The organism is Pseudarthrobacter sp. HLT1-3 (genome assembly GCF_059383535.1).
Window position 1 is genome coordinate 105,841 of the sequence record NZ_JBWZCJ010000004.1, and the last position, 17,406, is coordinate 123,246.

17 protein-coding genes and 1 tRNA gene are annotated in these 17,406 nt (G+C 66.6%); 7 read left to right on the forward strand and 11 right to left on the reverse strand.

Annotated features, from left to right (window positions below):
* Position 1: 1 nt before the first annotated feature.
* From AC50X9_RS05140 to AC50X9_RS05165, 6 genes are read right to left on the reverse strand one after another with little or no spacing between them, the layout of a single operon-like run.
* Positions 2-1,819, reverse strand: a complete 1,818-nt coding sequence (locus AC50X9_RS05140) for a protein kinase domain-containing protein (RefSeq protein ID WP_494890957.1) — start codon at positions 1,817-1,819, stop codon at positions 2-4.
* Positions 1,816-3,273 carry a peptidoglycan D,D-transpeptidase FtsI family protein gene (locus AC50X9_RS05145; RefSeq protein ID WP_494890959.1) on the reverse strand — a complete coding sequence of 486 codons (1,458 nt, stop codon included), beginning with the start codon at positions 3,271-3,273 and terminating at the stop codon, positions 1,816-1,818. Before AC50X9_RS05145 ends, AC50X9_RS05140 begins: the two co-directional genes overlap by 4 nt.
* A complete protein-coding gene (locus tag AC50X9_RS05150) occupies positions 3,270-4,721 on the reverse strand; it encodes an FtsW/RodA/SpoVE family cell cycle protein (RefSeq protein ID WP_494890961.1) in 1,452 nt (483 codons plus the stop codon). The genes AC50X9_RS05145 and AC50X9_RS05150 overlap by 4 nt, the downstream gene beginning before the upstream one ends.
* On the reverse strand, positions 4,718-6,433 hold the full coding sequence (locus AC50X9_RS05155) for a PP2C family protein-serine/threonine phosphatase (RefSeq protein WP_494890970.1): 1,716 nt from the start codon (positions 6,431-6,433) through the stop codon (positions 4,718-4,720). The genes AC50X9_RS05150 and AC50X9_RS05155 overlap by 4 nt, the downstream gene beginning before the upstream one ends.
* 2 nt (positions 6,434-6,435) lie before the next feature.
* The gene (locus tag AC50X9_RS05160; RefSeq protein WP_494890975.1) at positions 6,436-6,915 is read right to left on the reverse strand and encodes an FHA domain-containing protein FhaB/FipA; all 480 of its coding nucleotides are present in this window, start codon (positions 6,913-6,915) and stop codon (positions 6,436-6,438) included.
* Entirely contained in the window at positions 6,912-7,661 is a 750-nt protein-coding gene (locus AC50X9_RS05165; RefSeq protein ID WP_494890979.1) for an FHA domain-containing protein, read from the reverse strand. The genes AC50X9_RS05160 and AC50X9_RS05165 overlap by 4 nt, the downstream gene beginning before the upstream one ends.
* Positions 7,662-8,070: 409 nt before the next feature.
* Between AC50X9_RS05165 and AC50X9_RS05170 the strand changes: the two genes are divergently transcribed.
* Positions 8,071-8,153, forward strand: a tRNA-Leu gene (locus AC50X9_RS05170).
* 245 nt (positions 8,154-8,398) lie between these two features.
* Here the strand turns inward: AC50X9_RS05170 and AC50X9_RS05175 are convergent.
* The gene (locus AC50X9_RS05175) at positions 8,399-9,085 is read right to left on the reverse strand and encodes a TetR/AcrR family transcriptional regulator (RefSeq protein ID WP_494890981.1); all 687 of its coding nucleotides are present in this window, start codon (positions 9,083-9,085) and stop codon (positions 8,399-8,401) included.
* Between the two features lie 171 nt (positions 9,086-9,256).
* Here AC50X9_RS05175 and AC50X9_RS05180 point away from each other — a divergent pair, with 171 nt between their 5' ends.
* The 4 genes from AC50X9_RS05180 to AC50X9_RS05195 all read left to right on the forward strand — a co-directional run bounded on the left by AC50X9_RS05180 (position 9,257) and on the right by AC50X9_RS05195 (position 13,785).
* Positions 9,257-10,678, forward strand: a complete 1,422-nt coding sequence (locus tag AC50X9_RS05180) for a flavin monoamine oxidase family protein (RefSeq protein WP_494890983.1) — start codon at positions 9,257-9,259, stop codon at positions 10,676-10,678.
* A gap of 62 nt (positions 10,679-10,740) precedes the next feature.
* A complete protein-coding gene (locus tag AC50X9_RS05185) occupies positions 10,741-11,661 on the forward strand; it encodes a universal stress protein (RefSeq protein ID WP_494890985.1) in 921 nt (306 codons plus the stop codon).
* Positions 11,658-13,178 carry an APC family permease gene (locus AC50X9_RS05190; RefSeq protein ID WP_494890987.1) on the forward strand — a complete coding sequence of 507 codons (1,521 nt, stop codon included), beginning with the start codon at positions 11,658-11,660 and terminating at the stop codon, positions 13,176-13,178. Before AC50X9_RS05185 ends, AC50X9_RS05190 begins: the two co-directional genes overlap by 4 nt.
* A gap of 124 nt (positions 13,179-13,302) precedes the next feature.
* Positions 13,303-13,785, forward strand: coding sequence for a pyridoxamine 5'-phosphate oxidase family protein (locus tag AC50X9_RS05195; protein ID WP_494890989.1), 483 nt, complete (start codon positions 13,303-13,305; stop codon positions 13,783-13,785).
* A gap of 7 nt (positions 13,786-13,792) precedes the next feature.
* On the opposite strand, the gene AC50X9_RS05200 is transcribed toward AC50X9_RS05195, so the two are convergent.
* Together AC50X9_RS05200 and AC50X9_RS05205 are read right to left on the reverse strand one after the other, a co-directional pair.
* The gene (locus AC50X9_RS05200) at positions 13,793-14,431 is read right to left on the reverse strand and encodes an NADPH-dependent F420 reductase (RefSeq protein ID WP_494890991.1); all 639 of its coding nucleotides are present in this window, start codon (positions 14,429-14,431) and stop codon (positions 13,793-13,795) included.
* A gap of 67 nt (positions 14,432-14,498) precedes the next feature.
* Entirely contained in the window at positions 14,499-15,128 is a 630-nt protein-coding gene (locus AC50X9_RS05205) for a hypothetical protein (protein ID WP_494890993.1), read from the reverse strand.
* A gap of 156 nt (positions 15,129-15,284) precedes the next feature.
* Here AC50X9_RS05205 and AC50X9_RS05210 point away from each other — a divergent pair, with 156 nt between their 5' ends.
* On the forward strand, positions 15,285-15,668 hold the full coding sequence (locus AC50X9_RS05210) for a VOC family protein (RefSeq protein WP_494890995.1): 384 nt from the start codon (positions 15,285-15,287) through the stop codon (positions 15,666-15,668).
* 74 nt (positions 15,669-15,742) lie between these two features.
* Here AC50X9_RS05210 and AC50X9_RS05215 read toward each other — a convergent pair whose 3' ends face one another.
* Positions 15,743-16,147, reverse strand: coding sequence for a DUF5997 family protein (locus AC50X9_RS05215; RefSeq protein ID WP_494890997.1), 405 nt, complete (start codon positions 16,145-16,147; stop codon positions 15,743-15,745).
* Between the two features lie 89 nt (positions 16,148-16,236).
* On the opposite strand from AC50X9_RS05215, the gene AC50X9_RS05220 reads away from it, so the two are divergent.
* Complete coding sequence (locus AC50X9_RS05220) at positions 16,237-16,989, forward strand: LysR family transcriptional regulator substrate-binding protein (protein ID WP_494890999.1); 753 nt, start codon at positions 16,237-16,239, stop codon at positions 16,987-16,989.
* Positions 16,990-17,012: 23 nt separating this feature from the next.
* On the opposite strand, the gene AC50X9_RS05225 is transcribed toward AC50X9_RS05220, so the two are convergent.
* Positions 17,013-17,348 carry a hypothetical protein gene (locus AC50X9_RS05225; RefSeq protein ID WP_494891001.1) on the reverse strand — a complete coding sequence of 112 codons (336 nt, stop codon included), beginning with the start codon at positions 17,346-17,348 and terminating at the stop codon, positions 17,013-17,015.
* Between the last annotated feature and the right edge of the window lie 58 nt (positions 17,349-17,406).

A 17,406-nucleotide genomic window follows, 5' to 3' on the forward strand; every position in this document is an offset into this window, starting at 1 on the left:
CCTACGATCCCGTTGGACTCGGCGTTGATTCCACGGCCGCGTCCTTGGCCAGGTGGTAGGTGACGAGGGAACCGGCGGGCACCTTGCTGCCGGAGGCGGGCTCGGAGCTGACGAACGTGCCGGCCTTTTCCTTTTTGCTCGTAGGATCGACAGGCGCGCCCGTCGCCCAGCGCAGTCCTGCAGCCTCGATGGCCTGCCGGACGGCTGATTCGGTGGCACCGGACTGCAGTGTCGGAACAGTGACCACTTCCGGGCCCTTGGAGTATGCCACCGTGATCAGGTCACCCTTCTGGACGGGGCCCGAGGGGTTGATGTCGATGACCGTATTGGGTGCGGAGGGGTCAAATACGGGTTCGCCCTTGACCTGCAGGCCCATGTTGTTGAGCTCCGTGCGGACGACGTTGAAGGCCCGGCCTTTATAGGCGTCCGGAATCAAATTGATCGCGGCCGGAGTGGACTGGGTGGGGGTCGCGGAACTGCTGGTTGGGCTGGCGCTCGAGGAGGTCGGGGAGGCGCTGGTACTGGTCGGCGCCGCGCTGGAGCTGCTGGCGACAGAGCTGCTGCTCGCGGGTGACTGCGGGAACAGGATTCCGGCCTGGGTGAGCATGAAGCCAACCAGGGAGAACAGCACCAGCAGGATCAGGGCAATCAGCGGCCAGGTCCAGGGGCTGCGGCCGCGGCGTTCCGGCTGATCGGCCGGCTCGTCGTCATAGTCGTCGTCCTCCTGCACCCAGTCGCGTTCCGCCGCGAGGGCGTCGGCCCGCGACAGGGTGTTGCGGGCTCCGTACGCGCTGGCGGCGGCCGCCCCGGCAGCGAGCCCCGCTGCGGCGCCCGCGCCGGCGGCGCCGACGACGGGCAAGGCCGAGGTGGCCGACGTCGAGCGGTCCGCCGCACTGATGACACCGGTGGCGGCCGTGGGGATGTCCACCGGCGCGGTGATGGGGCCGGTGGCCGCCTCGAAAAGGAGCATGCCCGGGACGGCGGCGTGCGCGGCTTCAATATCACCGTTGCGGATGGCTTCGGCGGCTGCGGAGAGTTTGAGGGCGTCGGCCGGGCGGTTTTTGGGGTCCTTGGCCAGCATGGACATCAGCAGGGCGCGGACCGGCTTCGGCAGTGTTTCCGGCAGCGGCGGCGGCGCGTCATTGACCTGTGCCAGCGCGATGGCTATCTGGGATTCGCCGGAGAACGGGCGGTGTCCGGTGAGGCACTCGTAGCCGATCACGCCGAGGGCGTAGATGTCCGAAGCGCCGGTGGCCAACTGTCCAGTGGCCTGCTCCGGGGCCAGGTACTGGGCGGTGCCCATTACCTGACCGGTCTGGGTGAGCGGGACCTGGTCCGCAAGGCGGGCGATGCCGAAGTCCGTCACCTTGACCCGGCCGTCCGGCGTGATCAGCAGGTTGCCGGGCTTGACGTCGCGGTGGACCAGGCCCTGGGCGTGGGCGGCGGAGAGGGCGCGCGCCGTCTGGGCGATCATGGACAGCGTGCGGTCCGGGGACAGCACCTGTTCGTGTTCGATGATGCTGCTCAGCGGCTGGCCCGGGACCAACTCCATAACGAGGTAGGCGGAACCTTCTTCCTCGCCGTAGTCAAAGACATTGGCAATTCCTACGTGGTTCAGCAGCGCGGTGTGGCGGGCTTCGGCGCGGAAGCGCTGGAGGAACCCGGGATCGCCGGTGTATTCCTCTTTAAGCACCTTGATGGCGACGATGCGGCCAAGGATCAGGTCCTTGGCTTTCCAGACTTCCCCCATACCGCCGATCGCAATACGTGTGGTCAGCTGGAACCTGCCGCCGAGGGTGATTCCTGATGAAGGCCTCACTTGTTCAACACCGCCTCAAAAATCTTCTTTGCGTTCGGACTGGTTAGCTTTGCGCCGGTGGTGATGTCCACGCCTTCCATGACAATCGTGACAGCCACCTGCGGGTCATTCGCCGGGGCGAACCCGGTAAACCATGAGTTGTTGAGACCGTTGCCAAGTTCAGCGGTACCGGTCTTGCCGGCCACCTTGACGCCGGATACGGCCGCCCCGCGGCCGATGCCGTCACTCACAACGCTGACCATCCACTCGTTGATCTGCCGGGCGATCTCCGGCGTCGTGGAGGTCTGCAGTACCTGGGGCTTCGGCTCGCTGATGGGCCGCAGGTCCGGCGAGCGGACGGCCTTGATCAGGTTCGGCTGCATCTGAACTCCGCCGTTGGCGATCGCCGCCGTCATTTGGTTGATCTGGAGCGGCGTGGCCCGGACATCGCGCTGGCCGATCGACGACTGCGCCAGGCTGGCGTCATCCAGCGGTTCGACCGGGAAGAAACTCGGGGCGGAGTCCAGTTTCAGCTGGTCGCCAAAGTCCTGGCCGAAACCGAACTTCTTGGCCTGGTCCGTTATGGCCTGTTGCCCGAGATCCAGGGCGATGCTGGCGAACGGCGTGTTGCAGGACTGCTGCAGGGCGAAGGAAAAACTCGCCGTGTCGCGGGTATAGCAGTTGCCGCCGGCGTAGTTGGGCAGCTTGTACTGGATCCCCGGGAACGACATTTCCGCCGGGTTGGGCAGGATGCTGTCCTTGTTGTACTTGCCCGAGCTGAGAGCGGCTGCCGTGTCGACGAGCTTGAAGACGGAGCCCGGTGCCAGCAGCGCCCCGGTGGGTCCGCTGACGTTCTGGTTCAGGTTGATTCCAGGGACCTTGTTCAGCTCCGCGAAATTGGCGGCCTCCGCCGCCGGGTCCTGGGTGGCGATCAGATTGGGGTCGTAGGAGGGCCTGGACACCATCGCGATAATCGCACCGGTTTTTGGGTTGGTCACCACGATCGACCCGCGCTGGCCGGCCGGGATGAGGTCGTAGGCGAGCTTCTGGATTTTGGGGTCGAGCGTGAGCTCCACCGAGGCGCCCTTGGGCTGGTTGCCCAGGAAGAGCTGGCCGACCCGGTCCAGGAACTGTTGGTCCGAGCTGCCCGCGAGCTCTTTGTTCATCGTCTTCTCCAGCCCGGTTACGCCGTAGCTCCGGGAGAAATACCCCGTGATCCCGGCATAGGGCTCCGGCTGCGTGTAGGTGCGCTGGAACATGCAGCTCTCCTCGGCGGCCACGGACTCGGCCACCGGGGTGCCGCCGACAATGATCGCGCCGCGGTCGTTGCAGTAGTTCTGCAGCAGGGTGCGTTTGTTCCAGGCATTGGCCTCCAGCTCGTCCGCGCCGACGACCTGGACATAGCTGAGGGCACCGAAAATCAGCACGAACATCGCGATCGCGGCGATCCAGGCATTGCGAATGGCTTGGTTCACAGCTTCACCGCCTCCGTAGGGGCGTCCGGACTGTTACGTCCGGTGCCGGGGACGGCGGCCGGCTTCGAGGGCATGGCAGGAGTTTCTTTCCGTGGATCGGGTTCTTCGCCGGGGGCCAACGGTGTGGTGTCCACCGGGCCGCGGGCCGTGTGCGAGATCATCAGCAGCAGGCCCACGATGATCCAGTTTGCCAGCAGCGAGGAGCCACCCGCAGCGAGGAAGGGGGTGGTGAGGCCGGTGAGCGGGATGAGCCTGGTGACGCCGCCAATCACCACGAAGCACTGCAGGGCAACGGCGAAGGAGAGTCCAGTGGCGAGCAGCTTCCCGAAAGCGTCCCGGGTCCCGAGCGCCGCCCGGAAGCCGCGGGTGAAGAGCAGCAGGTACATCAGGACGATCGCGAAGAGACCAATCAGCCCCAGTTCCTCACCGAAGGAGGCAATGATCATGTCGCTGTTGGCGAAGGGAACCAGGTTGGGACGACCCTGGCCGAGCCCGGTGCCAACCAGACCCCCGTTGGCCATACCGAACAAGCCCTCGACAATTTGCAGGCTGCCGCCGAATTCCCTCCCATAGACCTCGTCGGTGAAGGCGTTGAGCCAACCATCGATCCGGAGGCCGACGTGCGAGAAAACCCGCGAGGCAACGAAGCCGCCGGCGGCCATAAGTGCGACGCCGATAATCACCCAGCTGATGCGGCTCGTGGCGACATAGATCATCACGAGGAAGAGCCCGAAAAACAGGATGGAGGAGCCCAGATCCCGCTGAAAGATCAGCACCCCGATGCTCACGAGCCAGGCAGCGAGCATGGGACCCATGTCCTTGAACCGCGGGAACTGAAGCGGGCCGACTTTCCGCCCGGCCAGCAGGATGAGGTCCCGGTTGGAGGAAAGATACCCGGCAAAGAATATAGCGAGTGTGATCTTGGCGATTTCACCGGGCTGGAAGGTCATCGAGCCGAACTGGATCCAGACCCGGGCGCCGAGGATTTCACCGGCGGAGATGCCCGGCACAAGAGGCAGGATCAGCAGGACCGCACTGACCGCCAGGGAGATGTAGGTGAAGCGGCGGAGGATCCGGTGGTCCTTGAGAAACCAGATGACCGCGATCGAAACCGCCATCGCCACCAGGGTCCAGCGCAGCTGGTTGTTGCCCGTGTCCTCCCCGACGCGGTCGAGCCGGTGGATCATGGCGAGGCCGAGACCGTTGAGCGCCACCACCAGCGGAAGTATTACTGGATCGGCATATTTCGCGCGGATCCGAAGCACTATGTGGAACGCCAGGGCTGCGGCGGCGAGCAGGCTCGACTGGAACCAGAAGTCGGCGTCGAAAGCCTTCTGCTGATCCACCCCGACAAGGGCGTTGGCGCCAATGCCGACAGCGAGGGCGAGCACCAGAAGCACCAGTTCAACGTTGCGCCGCGGCCTGGGCGTGGGATCGATGGGGGTCATTTGCCGACCTCGCAGAAGGGCAGCGTAGGAGTCGGCGTGGCCGAAGAGGCGGCGTCCGGACTCGCCGTTTCCCCCGGGGTTGCTGGTGGCACCTGACCTGCCGAGGCGTCGGGGGTCGCCGTTGCGTCCGGGGTAGCGGGGGGCGGTGTCGGGGACGGGGTGATGCAGTCCTCGGCGGGGGACGTGGTTCCGGTGCGCTCAAGATTCTTGACGATGCGCTGGGCGTCATACAGGTCCCGGGCCGGCACGGTCTGGCGCACCCGCTGCTGGGAAAATTCGGGCAGATCTGACATCCGGATATCGGTCACCGTTTCGAGGGTGGAAAGCTGGATGGGCCCCAGGCGCTGTGAGACCCCGTTGAAGATGGCGACGTGCTGGTCTTTCTCTCCGATGTAGTACCGCGTCTGGGTCCAGGCGTAGCCGAGCCACAGACCCAGCGCGAGAAGCGCCAGGATGGAGGCAGCGATGGCGACGGTCACCCAGCGGCGCGGCGGGCGGGCAGGCCTGTAGTCCTCTGAGTCGTCCCTGGCCTGTTCCGACTTGTGGGTCAGCACGGTCGCCGCCCGGCGGGCCAGGGTGCGTCCGGCGATGGTGGGGATGGATCCGGTTTCCGCGGCGGTGGCGGCGGCGCCCACGAGTTCATGGGGACGGCTGGCGAGGTCCTCGCGGAGCACTTCGGCGGTCAGGTGCTCGCCAAGGTGCGGGTCGGTGGAGGACACCGGCTCTGATTTTCCGCCGTCTCCGCCGGCACTGCCGGCCTGCTCTCCGTCTGCCGCGCCGCCGTCGTTGACCGCCGGCCGGGCGCCGGGACTATTCGCTGCCCCAAGGGTGCTTCCGGCCTGGCGGGCAGCTTTATCGGAAACCACGGCCTCCACGGTGGAAGTCGACGGGCGCGGAACGATTTCGACGGCGGCTGTCCGCACGTCGTCGGTTGTCTGCTCGGCGATTTCCAGCATGACAACGGTGACGTTGTCCGGAGCGCCTGCCTCGAGGGTGAGGTCAACCAGCAGTTCCGCGCATTCACGCAGGTCGGGCGTCTCCCTGACGGTGCGTTCCACGACATGGCCCGCGACGTAATTCAGCCCGTCGGAACAGAGCAGCCAGCGTTCACCCGGTTCGACGTCGAGGGTTGCCAGGTCCAGCTCAGGGCTGGCGTCCACGTCGCCGAGGACGCGCATGAGGACGTTCTTGTGCGGGTGGGTTTCCGCTTCTTCGGGGCGGAGCCGGCCTTCATCGATGAGGCGCTGCACGAAGGTGTGGTCGATGCTGACCTGTTCGAATTCGCCGTTGCGGAGCCGGTAGGCACGGGAATCGCCGATGTGGGCGAAGTGCAGCTTGCCTTCGGCCAGCAGCAGGGCCGTGACGGTGGTGCCCATCCCGGCCAGCTTGGGATTCATGTGGACAAGTTCGGAAAGCAGTGAGTTCGCGGTTTGGATCTCGTCGGCCAGGACGGTGCCGGCGTCGCCGTCGTAGTCATCCTTGTCGAGATGGATCATGTCCAGCACCGTGGCGGCCGAAGCGACATCGCCGCCGGCGTGTCCACCCATGCCGTCGGCGACGACGGCGAGGTGGCGGCCAACGTAGGCGGAGTCGTCGTTCTTGGCGCGCACACGGCCGACGTCGGAACGCGCGGCATAGCGCATGATCAGCGGGCGCAGCGGGGCCGGTGTTTTGCCATCGGACTTGTCTGCGGGAACATTCGGGGTAGCCACGGCTACGGCCTCAATTCGATGACCGTCTTGCCGATTCTCACGGGGACACCCAGCTCAACGGGCAGTGCCCTGGTGAGCTGCTGATCGGCAAGATACGTGCCGTTCGTCGAGCCAAGGTCCTCAATGAACCAGCGGCTGCCCTGCGGGAACAGGCGGGCGTGCCGGCCGGAGGCATAGTCGTCCTCCAGCACCAGGGTGGCTTCCTGGGCGCGGCCCAGCAGAATGGGGCTCGCTGCGAGCGGGATCGTGGTGCCCTTGAGGGGGCCTTCGGTCACAACCAGCTGGCGGGGCTGCTGCCTGACGGGGGCGGCCGATTCGGCCAGCGCCGGATTTTTGCGCACCTCCCGGGCCGTCGGGGCGCCCGCAGCAGCCTTGCGGCCGATCATCAGGTCCCGGCGCATGGCGGCCACGATGCTGAAGATCATGACCCAGAGGAGCAGGAGGAAGCCAAAGCGCAGGGCAGTGATGGTCAGTTCACTCATCGGCGGCCACCTGGGCTCGCGGACAAAAGGCGGAAGATGATCTTGGTACGTCCCATCGTGATCGTGGAGCCATCGGTGAGTTCAGAAGAGCCCACGATCTTGTGGCCGTTGACGTAGCTGCCGTTCGTTGAACCCAGATCGAAGGCCTGGGCGACGCCCGGGCCCGTGCGGATTTCCAGATGGCGGCGGGAAACGCCCGTGTCGTCAATAAGGATGTCGGCGTCGGAAGACCGTCCCAGAATGATCGACGGCGCGTTCAGCGAGTAACGCTGCCCGTCGATGTCGAGCACCGGCTGCATCCGGGAAGGCAGGCGCGTCGGCGCGGCCGGCAGGCCGGGGTGCGCCGCCGGCTGTGCAGGCGCGGAAGGGGATGGGGACTTTTCGGTCCGGGACTTGATTTCGAAGTCCCCGGCGCGGCGTTCCTCGTCACGGCGGAAACTGATCCGCACGGGACCTTGGAGCGTGTAGCCCTGGCTACGCACGTGGTTGATGACGACGTCGCACAGTTCCTCGGCAAGCGGGGTACCCCACTCCTGGGCCCGCTCGAAATCGCTGTCACTGAGGAGGACGTCGAAGACATTCGGGGCGAGGGTCCGCCCGGCGGCAATGGTGATCGCCTTGTGGTCCACCTGGCGGCGAAGGTGACTGGCGATCTCGACCGGCTCAACCTGGGCGCGAGAACCGGTGGAGAAGACCCCGCGGACGGCCTTTTCGATGCCGCGCTCGACTTTGTCCAGCAATCCCATGGTCCTTCTCCTTTCGTGACGGCTGCAGGACAGCGTTCGTTCCGGAACTCGGTTTCCCAAATCTGCGGGAGCCCGCCATCAGCGGGCACTCCTACATCAGATACTACTGGGCGAGTCTGGGAATGGCCTTAATTCGCATCGCGGCTCCGTGCCGGAAAATTGCCGCCGACGGGCCCTGACATGCGCTGACATCGCCCCGCCCGCACCGCCGGGGAGGGCCTCCAGCCGGCGCCAAGAGGCGGCATTCGGGTGGCGCAGGGTTCCCGATTGGAGCGCAAGCAGCGGCCGGATACCGTCGCTGCGGGTACCGATTGGTGTTTTGCCGCAGTTGTCCGTTATGCTTGATCTCGCTGCTTTTACGAGGTTGGCGGCCCGGATTCCGGACCAATAATTGAGTGGAAGAAGTTGCGCGCGAGTGGCGGAACGGCAGACGCGCTGGCTTCAGGTGCCAGTGTCCGAAAGGGCGTGGGGGTTCAAATCCCCCCTCGCGCACGCAAATGAAAGAACCCCGGTCTTCAGGCCGGGGTTCTTTTTTCTTAACCCACATCCGCCGACACCCCGTAACCACCAACCGCCCCCGTCATGGCGAGGCCCGCCCGAATCCTCCGGACACCAACGCGGGGTCACTCAGCGCCCATTCCTGGGTGGTTTATCGGCGCTAGCTGACCCCGCGTTGCTCCTGGCTAGCTGGGCTTGCTGGGGCAGAGCCCAGGCAGCGCACCGGAGGAGTGCCGCGGCTAGCCGCGCAGCGCGCCGAAGTGCGCGATCATCGCCTCGAGGCCCAGGTTGAAGGCGACGTCGGCGGGCTTCTCATAGCCTTCCAGGTCCTGTTCCGTGACCGCGGCGGTGAAGTTCGGCGTCGACTCCGCCATGCTCCCCGAGTCAAAAATGTCCGCCGGGGCCGTGACGTCATAGGCCGAGCCAAAGATGAAGGACTCCAGGGCCACGATCGCGGAAACGATCCGTCCCTGCGGGAAACCCGCGCGGCTGAAGCCGGCGCTGACGGCCTCATACAGGGCCAGCGTTTTGGGCGCGTCGGCCACCGGGAGCACCGCGATCACCGGGATCAGCGGCGTGTGCTTGGAAAACACGTCTCGATAGCTCCACGCCCAGCTGCGCACAGCCCGGTCCCACGGTTCGGACGCGAAGGCGGACACGTCAACGAACGAGGTCAGGTGGTCCTGGACCAGGACCAGCACATCCCTTTTGGACGAGACGTGGTTGTACAGGGCCGACGGCGCCACGTTCAGCGTCCGCGCCAGGGCGGCCATCGTAAAGCCGTCATAGCCGCTCTTGCCGATCAGCTGCAGCGCCGCGGCGGTAATGCCGTCCTGGTCAAGGACCGCTGCGGCGGGCCTGCCCACCCGGCGTCGCGGTGTGGCGTCCTCATGGGGATCCGCTGGGGCGCTGATTGATGCCGGCATTCCTGGCCTCTCTGCTGTCGGTGGGGTCCTCCCATTCTCCCCCGAACTCACCCGCGGAAATTCTTGGACGTGAGGTCTTCCCTGGCGCACCCGAAGGGTCTATAGTCGAGTCTAAATGAATGGCATTCATTTAGTGGTCCGCATCACTTCCGCGGGCACAGAGAGGACATCATGCTGGAACTTGATCGCGACGTCGTCATCGTCGGCGCGGGCCCTGCCGGGCTGACCGCCGCCCGGGAACTGCAGAAAGCCGGCCTGAGCGTGGCCGTCCTGGAGGCCCGCGACCGCGTCGGCGGCCGCACCTGGACCGACACAATCGACGGCGCCCTGCTGGAAATCGGCGGCCAGTGGGTCTCACCGGACCAGACCGAACTGCTGGCGCTTCTCGACGAACTCGGCCTGAAAACCTACTCCCGTTACCGCGAAGGCGAGTCCGTCTACATCGGCTCCGACGGCAGGCGCACCCTATATACCGGCGACACATTCCCGGTGGGCGGGACCACCGCCGCCGAGATGGACAAGCTCACCGTCCTGCTTGACGCCCTCGCGGCCGAGATCGGCCCGACCGAGCCGTGGGCGCATCCCAAGGCCCGCGAGCTGGACACCATCTCCTTCCACCACTGGCTGCGTGAGAACTCCGCGGACGAGGAAGCCTGCAACAACATCGGCCTCTTCATCGCCGGCGGCATGCTGACCAAACCCGCGCACGCTTTCTCCGCCCTGCAGGCGGTGCTGATGGCGGCCTCCGCCGGGTCCTTCAGCCACCTCACCGATGAGGACTTCATCCTCGACAAGCGCGTCATCGGCGGCATGCAGCAGGTTTCCGAGCTGCTCGCCGCCGAACTGGGTGACGACGTCGTGCTGGACAGCCCGGTGCGGAGCATCACCTGGGCGCCGGCATCCGCCGACGGAATCGGCGGACCAGACGCAACGGATGCCGGGCACCGCGTAACCGCCGTCTCGGATCGGGCCACCGTGAACGCGCGCTTCGTGATCATGGCTGTGCCGCCGAACCTCTATTCCCGGGTCTCCTTCAACCCGCCGCTGCCGCGGCGCCAGCACCAGATGCACCAGCACCAGTCGCTGGGCCTGGTCATCAAAGTGCACGCGGTCTACAGCACCCCGTTCTGGCGCGGGGATGGCCTCTCCGGAACCTGCTTCGGTGCCGGCGCCCTGGTCCAGGAGGTCTACGACAACACCAACCACGAAGACCCCCGCGGCACCCTGGTCGGCTTCGTCTCGGACGAGAAGGCCGATGCCATGTTCGAGCTCAGCGCCGAGGACCGCCGTCGCGCCATCCTCGGCTCGATCGCCGAATTCCTGGGGGCCAAAGCCCTCGAGCCGGAGGTCTACTACGAGTCGGACTGGGGCTCCGAAGAGTGGACCCGCGGCGCCTACGCCGCCAGCTACGACCTTGGCGGACTGCACCGCTACGGCAAGGACCAGCACGCGCCGGTGGGCCCGATCTACTGGTCCTCCTCCGACCTGGCCGCCGAGGGCTACCAGCACGTCGACGGCGCCGTCCGGATGGGACGCCACACGGCAGCCCGGATCGTGGCAGCGGCAGACCGCACGTCCGTCGCACCCAACTGATCGCATACCGAGATGATCCGTTCCACCCCAACCCGCCCGACAGTTCAGAGAGGACCGGCCAGATGCGTTACGTAGTGGGGTATTCAGCCAATGCCAGAGGCCGCGACGCGGTAAATCTGGCCGTCGCACTGGCGCGGGGCCGGGGGGCCAGCCTGGACCTGGTGCTGGTGCTGGTGGTACCCGAAGTCCAGCAGTTCGCCGCCGCCCATGCACCCAAAGCCGGGTTCGAAAAGCTCCTGAACGAGCAGGCATGCCAGTGGCTTGACGAGGCCCTCGCCCTCGTTCCGGCAGACGTGCCGGCGCGTGGGCACCTCCGCACCGGTGACTCGGATGCCCACGCGCTGATTGAGGCGGCTGAGGAACTCGGGGCCGACATCCTGGTCATCGGGGCAACCAGCTCAGGGCTGTTCAAGCGGTTCAGCATCGGTTCGGTGGCCAGCGCGCTGCTGCACGCGTCAACCGTCCCGGTGGCGCTGGCACCCCACGGCTACCACCGCAAGGATGCCCTGACCCGGATCAGTTGCGGGCTCGGCACCCGGGCGGGAGCCGGGAAGCTGCTGGACTTCGCCCTTGGCATGGCGGCGAACCGGAAGGTCCCGTTGCGGGTGGTCTCCCTGCTGGCGGTCGACGGCGGCGACCCGGCCGCGGCGGTTGGGGCCGCCCGCGAACACGCGGAGAAGTCGGTCGCGGCTGCCGCGCCGGTCAGCCCGGAAGGCATCCCGTTGGCGGCCACCACGGAAGTGGTGGTTGCGCAGGGGCGGAGCATCGAGGAGGCCGTGGACGGCCTCGCCTGGGAAGACGGCGAGGTTTTGGTGATCGGCTCCAGCCGGCTGGCCCAGCCGCGCTCCATCTTCCTGGGCAGCACGGCGAACCGGATCCTGCGTGCCCTGCCGGTGCCGATGCTGGTGGTTCCCAGCGGATATGAACTCAAGCCCGAAAACCCCGCAACCTCTACTGACACTTCCCGAGAGGCACTCCAATGAGCACCGAACACGTGGCTGCGAAAACCTCGCACGACCCCCACGCAGGACTGAGCGCCAAGGGCCTCAAGGCCGGATCCGTTGGCCTGATCGGTGCCGTCGTCATCGGCGTGTCCTGCATTGCCCCGGCCTACACCCTGACAGCTGCCCTTGGCCCGACGGTCGCGGAGGTCGGGGTCCAGCTGCCCGCGATCTTCCTGGTGGGCTTCATTCCGATGCTGCTGGTGGCCTTCGGCTACCGGGAACTGAACAACGCCATGCCCGACGCCGGAACCTCCTTCACGTGGGCATCGCGCGCCTTCGGCCCGTGGATGGGCTGGATGGGCGGCTGGGGCCTGATCGCCGCGACGAACATCGTGCTGTCCAACCTGGCGGCCGTGGCGGTGGACTTCTTCTACCTCATGCTGGCCCAGCTGTTCGGCAATCCGGAACTGGCTGACCTGACCCTGAACCTGCCGCTGAACATCGCCACCACGCTGGTCTTCATCGCGCTGGCCTGCTGGATCTCCTACCGCGGCATGGAAACCACCAAGGGCGTGCAGTATGTGCTGGTCGCGTTCCAGCTCTTTGTCCTCGGCTGGTTCGCCGTCGCCGCCTTCAGCCACGTGGCCAACGGCACCGCCTTCGACGCCACCGCGATCACACCCGAGTGGTTCAACCCGTTCGCCGTCGGATCCTTCTCGGCCTTCGCCGCCGGCGTCTCGCTTTCAATCTTCATTTACTGGGGCTGGGACGTCACCCTGACCATGAACGAGGAAACCCGCAACCCGGAAAAGACCCCGGGCCGCGCGGCCACCGTCACCGTGCTGGTCATCGTGATCATCTACATGACCGTCGCCCTGGCCACGCTGGCGTTCGCCGGCATCGGCCAGGAGGGACTGGGCGCCGGAAACCCCGAAAACCAGGGCAGCATCTTTGCCGTCCTCGCCGGACCGGTGATGGGACCCTTCGCCATCCTGATGTCCCTGTCCATCCTGAGCAGCTCGGCCGCGTCCCTGCAGTCGACGTTTGTTTCGCCGGCCCGGACGCTGCTCGCAATGGGCCACTACAAGGCCCTGCCGGCGAAGTTCGGCAGGATCAGCCCGACCTTCAAGTCGCCGAGCTACGCGACCATCGCTGCGGCCATCGCCGCGGCGGGGTTCTATGTGATCACCCGGACCACCTCCGAGAACGCTTTGTGGGACACCATCACTGCGCTCGGCATGATGATCTGCTTCTACTACGGCATCACCGCCCTGGCCTGCGTCTGGTTCTTCCGCGCCGAGGCGTTCAGCGGGGCCCAGGCGTTCTTCTTCAAGTTCCTGTCACCACTCCTGGGCGGCGTCATCCTGCTGGTGATGTTCTTCAAGACCGCCTACGACTCCATGGACCCGGCGTACGGCTCCGGATCGTCCGTCGGCGGCGTTGGCCTGGTGTTCATCCTGGGCATGGGCGTGATCCTGCTGGGCGTGGTGCTCATGCTGGTCATGGCCAGAATCCGCCCGGAGTTCTTCAAGGGCCAAATCCTGCGTCAGGGATAGTGACCCCGGCAGCTACGAACCGGGAAGGTCCTCCTTCCGCCAGCCATTGGAAAGTAAGCACACTTACCAATAGGCTGGCGGGAGGGGGACCTTCCCCTGTTTGGAACCAGAACGAGGTGACAGCATGTCGGACGCAGAGAGCATCAGCAAAGTTACGGACATCATCAACGATTCGCGGATCGGGATGTTCACCACCGTCAACGAAGACGGCGCACTGGTCAGCCGTCCGCTGGCTGTCCAGGACGTGAAGGACGACGGCGACATGTGGTTCTTCACCTCGGCCACCACCTCCCAGGTCGCCCACGTCCGCGCACACCCGGGCGTGAACGTCTCCTTCGGCAAACGAACGGAATGGGTGTCGGTGGCCGGAACGGCAGAAGTCGTCACCGACCGCCAGAAGATCCACGAGCTCTGGAACCAGATGGTCGAGGCGTGGTTCCCGGACGGCCCGGACACCCCCGAGGTGGTACTCCTCCACGTCGACTCGGACTCCGCCGAATACTGGACCAGCCCCGGCGGAACCGCCGCGACGGTGCTGCAGTGGGTCAAGTCCAAGGTCCTGAACAGCCGGATGAGCGTGGGCGAAAGCGGCACGGTCGAACTCTAGGCGGCAGTCAGTCGATGATCTTCAGCCCGGTGGCCCAGTTGAACGATTCGTACGCCGGGTTGGCCTGAAGAGCCATCACGAGGAGCTGGAAGCCCTCCAGCTCCCGGGCATGCCGTAGCCCGCCGACCCGCAAGGGCCGGAGCCCGGCCGCAGCCGCAAACGAGGCGACCTGGTTGCCGGCCTCCTCGGAGTCGGAGGCGATGAAGACGTCCAGCGCCAGGCCGCCCGTCGCTCCAGCCGTCAGCGGTCCGGGGAAGGTGGTGTTGAATGCCTTGACGACGTTTGCCCCCGGCAGCAGGGCCGCGATTTCCTCGGCGGCCGAGGACCCCGGTTCGACCAGCAGGGAATCGAAGGTCTCCGTATTGATCGGGTTGCTGATGTCCACGACGGTCTTGCCGCTCAGGGTGTCGCCGTAGTGAGTTGCAACTTCCCTGGCCGGGCCGTAGTAGAGGGCCAGCACCACGATGTCCCCGTCCGGGATGTCGCCCAGGCTTCCGGATGTCGCGTCACCACCCAGTTCGGCTGCGAGTGTGGCCGCGTGCTCCGGGGTCCGGTCCAGGATCTGGAGTGTCCGGCCGGCTGCCACAACGCGGGTTCCGATCGCCCGTGCCATGTTGCCGCTGCCGATGATGGTGATGTCTGTCATGGTGCTTCCTTCCAGGGGTGACTGTGGAGCGCAGAGACAAGGCCAAGCCGGTGGAATGCAGGATACGTCAGCCCAGGACCGGATCCGGGCCGGGGAATCCGGCGGTGCTGGTCGGGGCGTCGTGGCGGACACCGGCGGCCCGCTCGGCGTCGACGAGGGCCCGTTCCAACCGGTCAACCGCGGGGGCGTAGCCGGCGTCGGTGCCGCTGCGCAGGCGTTCCGCGGCCTTCATCGCCCGGATCAGGGCCGCCGTTTCCGGCTGCCGCGGGTCACTCATGGCTGGGAAGTCGATGGTGTGCGCGGGGTCCAGTTCATAACGCTGCCATCTGGCCAGGGCACTGCGGTGCCGGGAGGTGGCCTCCTCGTTCCTTGCAGCCGTCTCCCGGGAGAAGCGCCGGCCCGCCTGCCAGCTGAAGACCCGGGGGGTCCAAAGATACGAGGCAGCCGCCGCGCCCACGGCGACGACACTGAGGATGAGCCCGGCCCACGGGGCCACCAGGGCGGGCAGGATGACGGCCGGCGCAACGATGGCGAACCCGGCGAAACCGTCCCAGAAGACGGCGTCCGGCAGGCCGTCGTCGTCGGCCAGATGCTTCCGGAGCGAATAGACGGAGGCCCCCGCCGCGCAGACGATCACGGCGGCCAGGGCAAGCAATTGCACTGCCGGGAAGGGGACGGGTTCAAACAGGGACGGCATTCCAACACCTCCAGGGATCCTGCCCGGGGCGGGCGAGGTTCCGCTGATTCCATTGGAATCCATCCGACGCGGGCCGTCAATGGTGCAGCCAATGGTGCGGCGGCCGCCGCGCGGTCCGGTTCCCACTCGGGTACGTCCCGGCGTAGCGTATGCCCCATGCGACTGAAAATGTGCAGCATCCACGTCAAAGACCCCTCTGCCGCCTTCGAGTTCTACACCGGAATCCTGGGCTTCGAGAGCCTGATGGCCCTCCCGGAGCACAATCTGTTCATCGTGAAGGACCCGGCCGGAGCCGGCGGCGGAACCGTCGGGCTGCTGCTGGAGCCCAGCGACAACCCGATCGGGGCCGCCTACATGAACGGATGCCACGACGCCGGGCTGCCCGCGATCGTCTTCGGGGTGACCGATGTCCGCGCGGAGTTCAAGCGGCTCACGGCCAAGGGAGTCATCTTCCAGGGCGAGCCGTCCGTCGGTCCCGGGGGGACGACGGCGGTGTTCGACGACGGGTGCGGGAACTACGTGCAACTCCACCAGGACTGAACCGGGACTGATCCGTACCAGGAGCCGGCCGGCGTCGGCAGCCGGCCTGGGTTGCGACCGCGTCCTTGACGCTACTACTCGGCCGCGGTGCGTGCCTTCTTGGCGTCCTTCTTCGCGGAATCGTCCTTGACCCGCTGCGCCTCGGCGCGGACGGCGGCGTGGGTGGAGCGTTCGGCGACCAGCCATGCCGGGGGAGCCTGCAGCAGCGCGGTGATTTCCGCCGTCGTCAGCGCTCCCTCAACGCCGCCGCGGGCGAGGCCGCTGATGGAGACGTTCAGCTTCTGCGCAACCACCGGACGGGGGTGCGGGCCGTTGCGGCGAAGCTCCGCCAGCCACTCCGGTGGGTTGGCCTGGAGCTCGGCAAAGTCGGCGCGGCTGATTTCCGAATCCTGGAACTCCTGGGGTGTTGCGGGCAGGTAGATGCCAAGCTTCTTGGCAACGGTGGCCGGCTTCATGGACTGGGAGTTTGCAGAGGTCATGCTTCAAGGGTATCCGGCGGGGCACCAAACCAGCACCAAACAGCCCGCCGGGCGGAAGCCTACGCCAGCCCGGGCGGTACTGTGAACATGTGTCAGCAGCAGAAGAAACACCCCAGACCCCCGACGAAACCGCCGGTGTCCCGGCCGAAGCAGCAGCGCGGGAGTTGCGGTTCGCCTACGTCCCCGGCGTGACCCCGGGCAAGTGGACCCGGCGCTGGGAAGAGCGGATGCCGGACGTTCCGCTGCACTCCTTTATGTCCGACGACGGCGCGCAGCTCACGGTACTGCGCGACGGGTCCGCGGAACTGAGCTTCGTCCGGCTGCCGGTGGAGCGCGAGGGCCTGAACGTGATCCCGCTCTACGAGGAGCAGCCCGTGGTGGTTGCACCCAAGGGACACGAGATCTCCTTGTTCGAGGAAGTGGACCTTGCCGACCTCGGCCAGGAGAAGTTCCTGGACGTGGCGGAACTCGGCGGCCCGGAACTTGCCCTGCAGCTGGTGGCTACCGGTGCCGGCCTGGTGATCCTACCGATGTCCGTGGCCCGCCACTTCAACGTCAAAGACACCGTGGCGCGCCGGCTGACCGGGGCGCCCACCACGGAAATCGCCCTGGCGTGGCCCAGTGACAGCACGGACGAGGTGATTGAGGAGTTCATCGGGATCGTCCGCGGCCGCACCGCCGCGAGCTCACGCCAGCCCTCCGCGCAGCAGGGGAAGCCGAAGAAGGAGCCGAAGCCGGACCGCCGGGGACCTGCGGTCAAGAAGCCCAAGGTCGCGCAGCGCTACGCGCCGAACCCGGACAAGGGCCGCGGCAAGGGGTCACGGAAGAAGGGCAAGCGCTAGGCGGCAGCCCGACCCGCGAGGGGCTACTGGGCGCAGGCGTCCTGCAGGGCCTTGACCGATTCGGCCGGAACCTGGTCGCCGGAATCGGCGATCTGTCGCAGCGGCGTGGTGATCTCGGCGGGAACACCCGCAGTGTCCGCGCCGGCCACCAGACCGCCCAGCAGTTCCTTGTCCTGGACGCTGACCAGGCCGTCCTCCACAAGGGTGCAGGCCTGCTTCTTCACTTCACCGGCAGCCGCGGTCGCAACCTGGGATGCCCCGTCGCTGACCGCCTTGTTCGCGGCGTCCTGCACCGGGCCGCAGCCGGTCAGGGCGATCAGGAGGGCGGCAGCGGACAGGGCAGTGAGGCGAAGTTTCATCCGTCAAGCCTACCAATCGTGGCTGGTGCCGAGGTCGATGGCGCTGCCTCGCACGAGA

Bases quoted from the DNA above. Each gene is read 5' to 3' on its own strand.
- AC50X9_RS05150 (WP_494890961.1), bottom strand. From the start codon at position 4,721: ATGACCCCCATCGATCCCACGCCCAGGCCGCGGCGCAACGTTGAACTG.
- AC50X9_RS05160 (WP_494890975.1), bottom strand. From the start codon at position 6,915: ATGAGTGAACTGACCATCACTGCCCTGCGCTTTGGCTTCCTCCTGCTC.
- AC50X9_RS05165 (WP_494890979.1), bottom strand. From the start codon at position 7,661: ATGGGATTGCTGGACAAAGTCGAGCGCGGCATCGAAAAGGCCGTCCGC.
- AC50X9_RS05175 (WP_494890981.1), bottom strand. From the start codon at position 9,085: ATGCCGGCATCAATCAGCGCCCCAGCGGATCCCCATGAGGACGCCACA.
- AC50X9_RS05180 (WP_494890983.1), top strand. From the start codon at position 9,257: ATGCTGGAACTTGATCGCGACGTCGTCATCGTCGGCGCGGGCCCTGCC.
- AC50X9_RS05185 (WP_494890985.1), top strand. From the start codon at position 10,741: ATGCGTTACGTAGTGGGGTATTCAGCCAATGCCAGAGGCCGCGACGCG.
- AC50X9_RS05190 (WP_494890987.1), top strand. From the start codon at position 11,658: ATGAGCACCGAACACGTGGCTGCGAAAACCTCGCACGACCCCCACGCA.
- AC50X9_RS05195 (WP_494890989.1), top strand. From the start codon at position 13,303: ATGTCGGACGCAGAGAGCATCAGCAAAGTTACGGACATCATCAACGAT.
- AC50X9_RS05200 (WP_494890991.1), bottom strand. From the start codon at position 14,431: ATGACAGACATCACCATCATCGGCAGCGGCAACATGGCACGGGCGATC.
- AC50X9_RS05205 (WP_494890993.1), bottom strand. From the start codon at position 15,128: ATGCCGTCCCTGTTTGAACCCGTCCCCTTCCCGGCAGTGCAATTGCTT.
- AC50X9_RS05210 (WP_494890995.1), top strand. From the start codon at position 15,285: ATGCGACTGAAAATGTGCAGCATCCACGTCAAAGACCCCTCTGCCGCC.
- AC50X9_RS05215 (WP_494890997.1), bottom strand. From the start codon at position 16,147: ATGACCTCTGCAAACTCCCAGTCCATGAAGCCGGCCACCGTTGCCAAG.
- AC50X9_RS05225 (WP_494891001.1), bottom strand. From the start codon at position 17,348: ATGAAACTTCGCCTCACTGCCCTGTCCGCTGCCGCCCTCCTGATCGCC.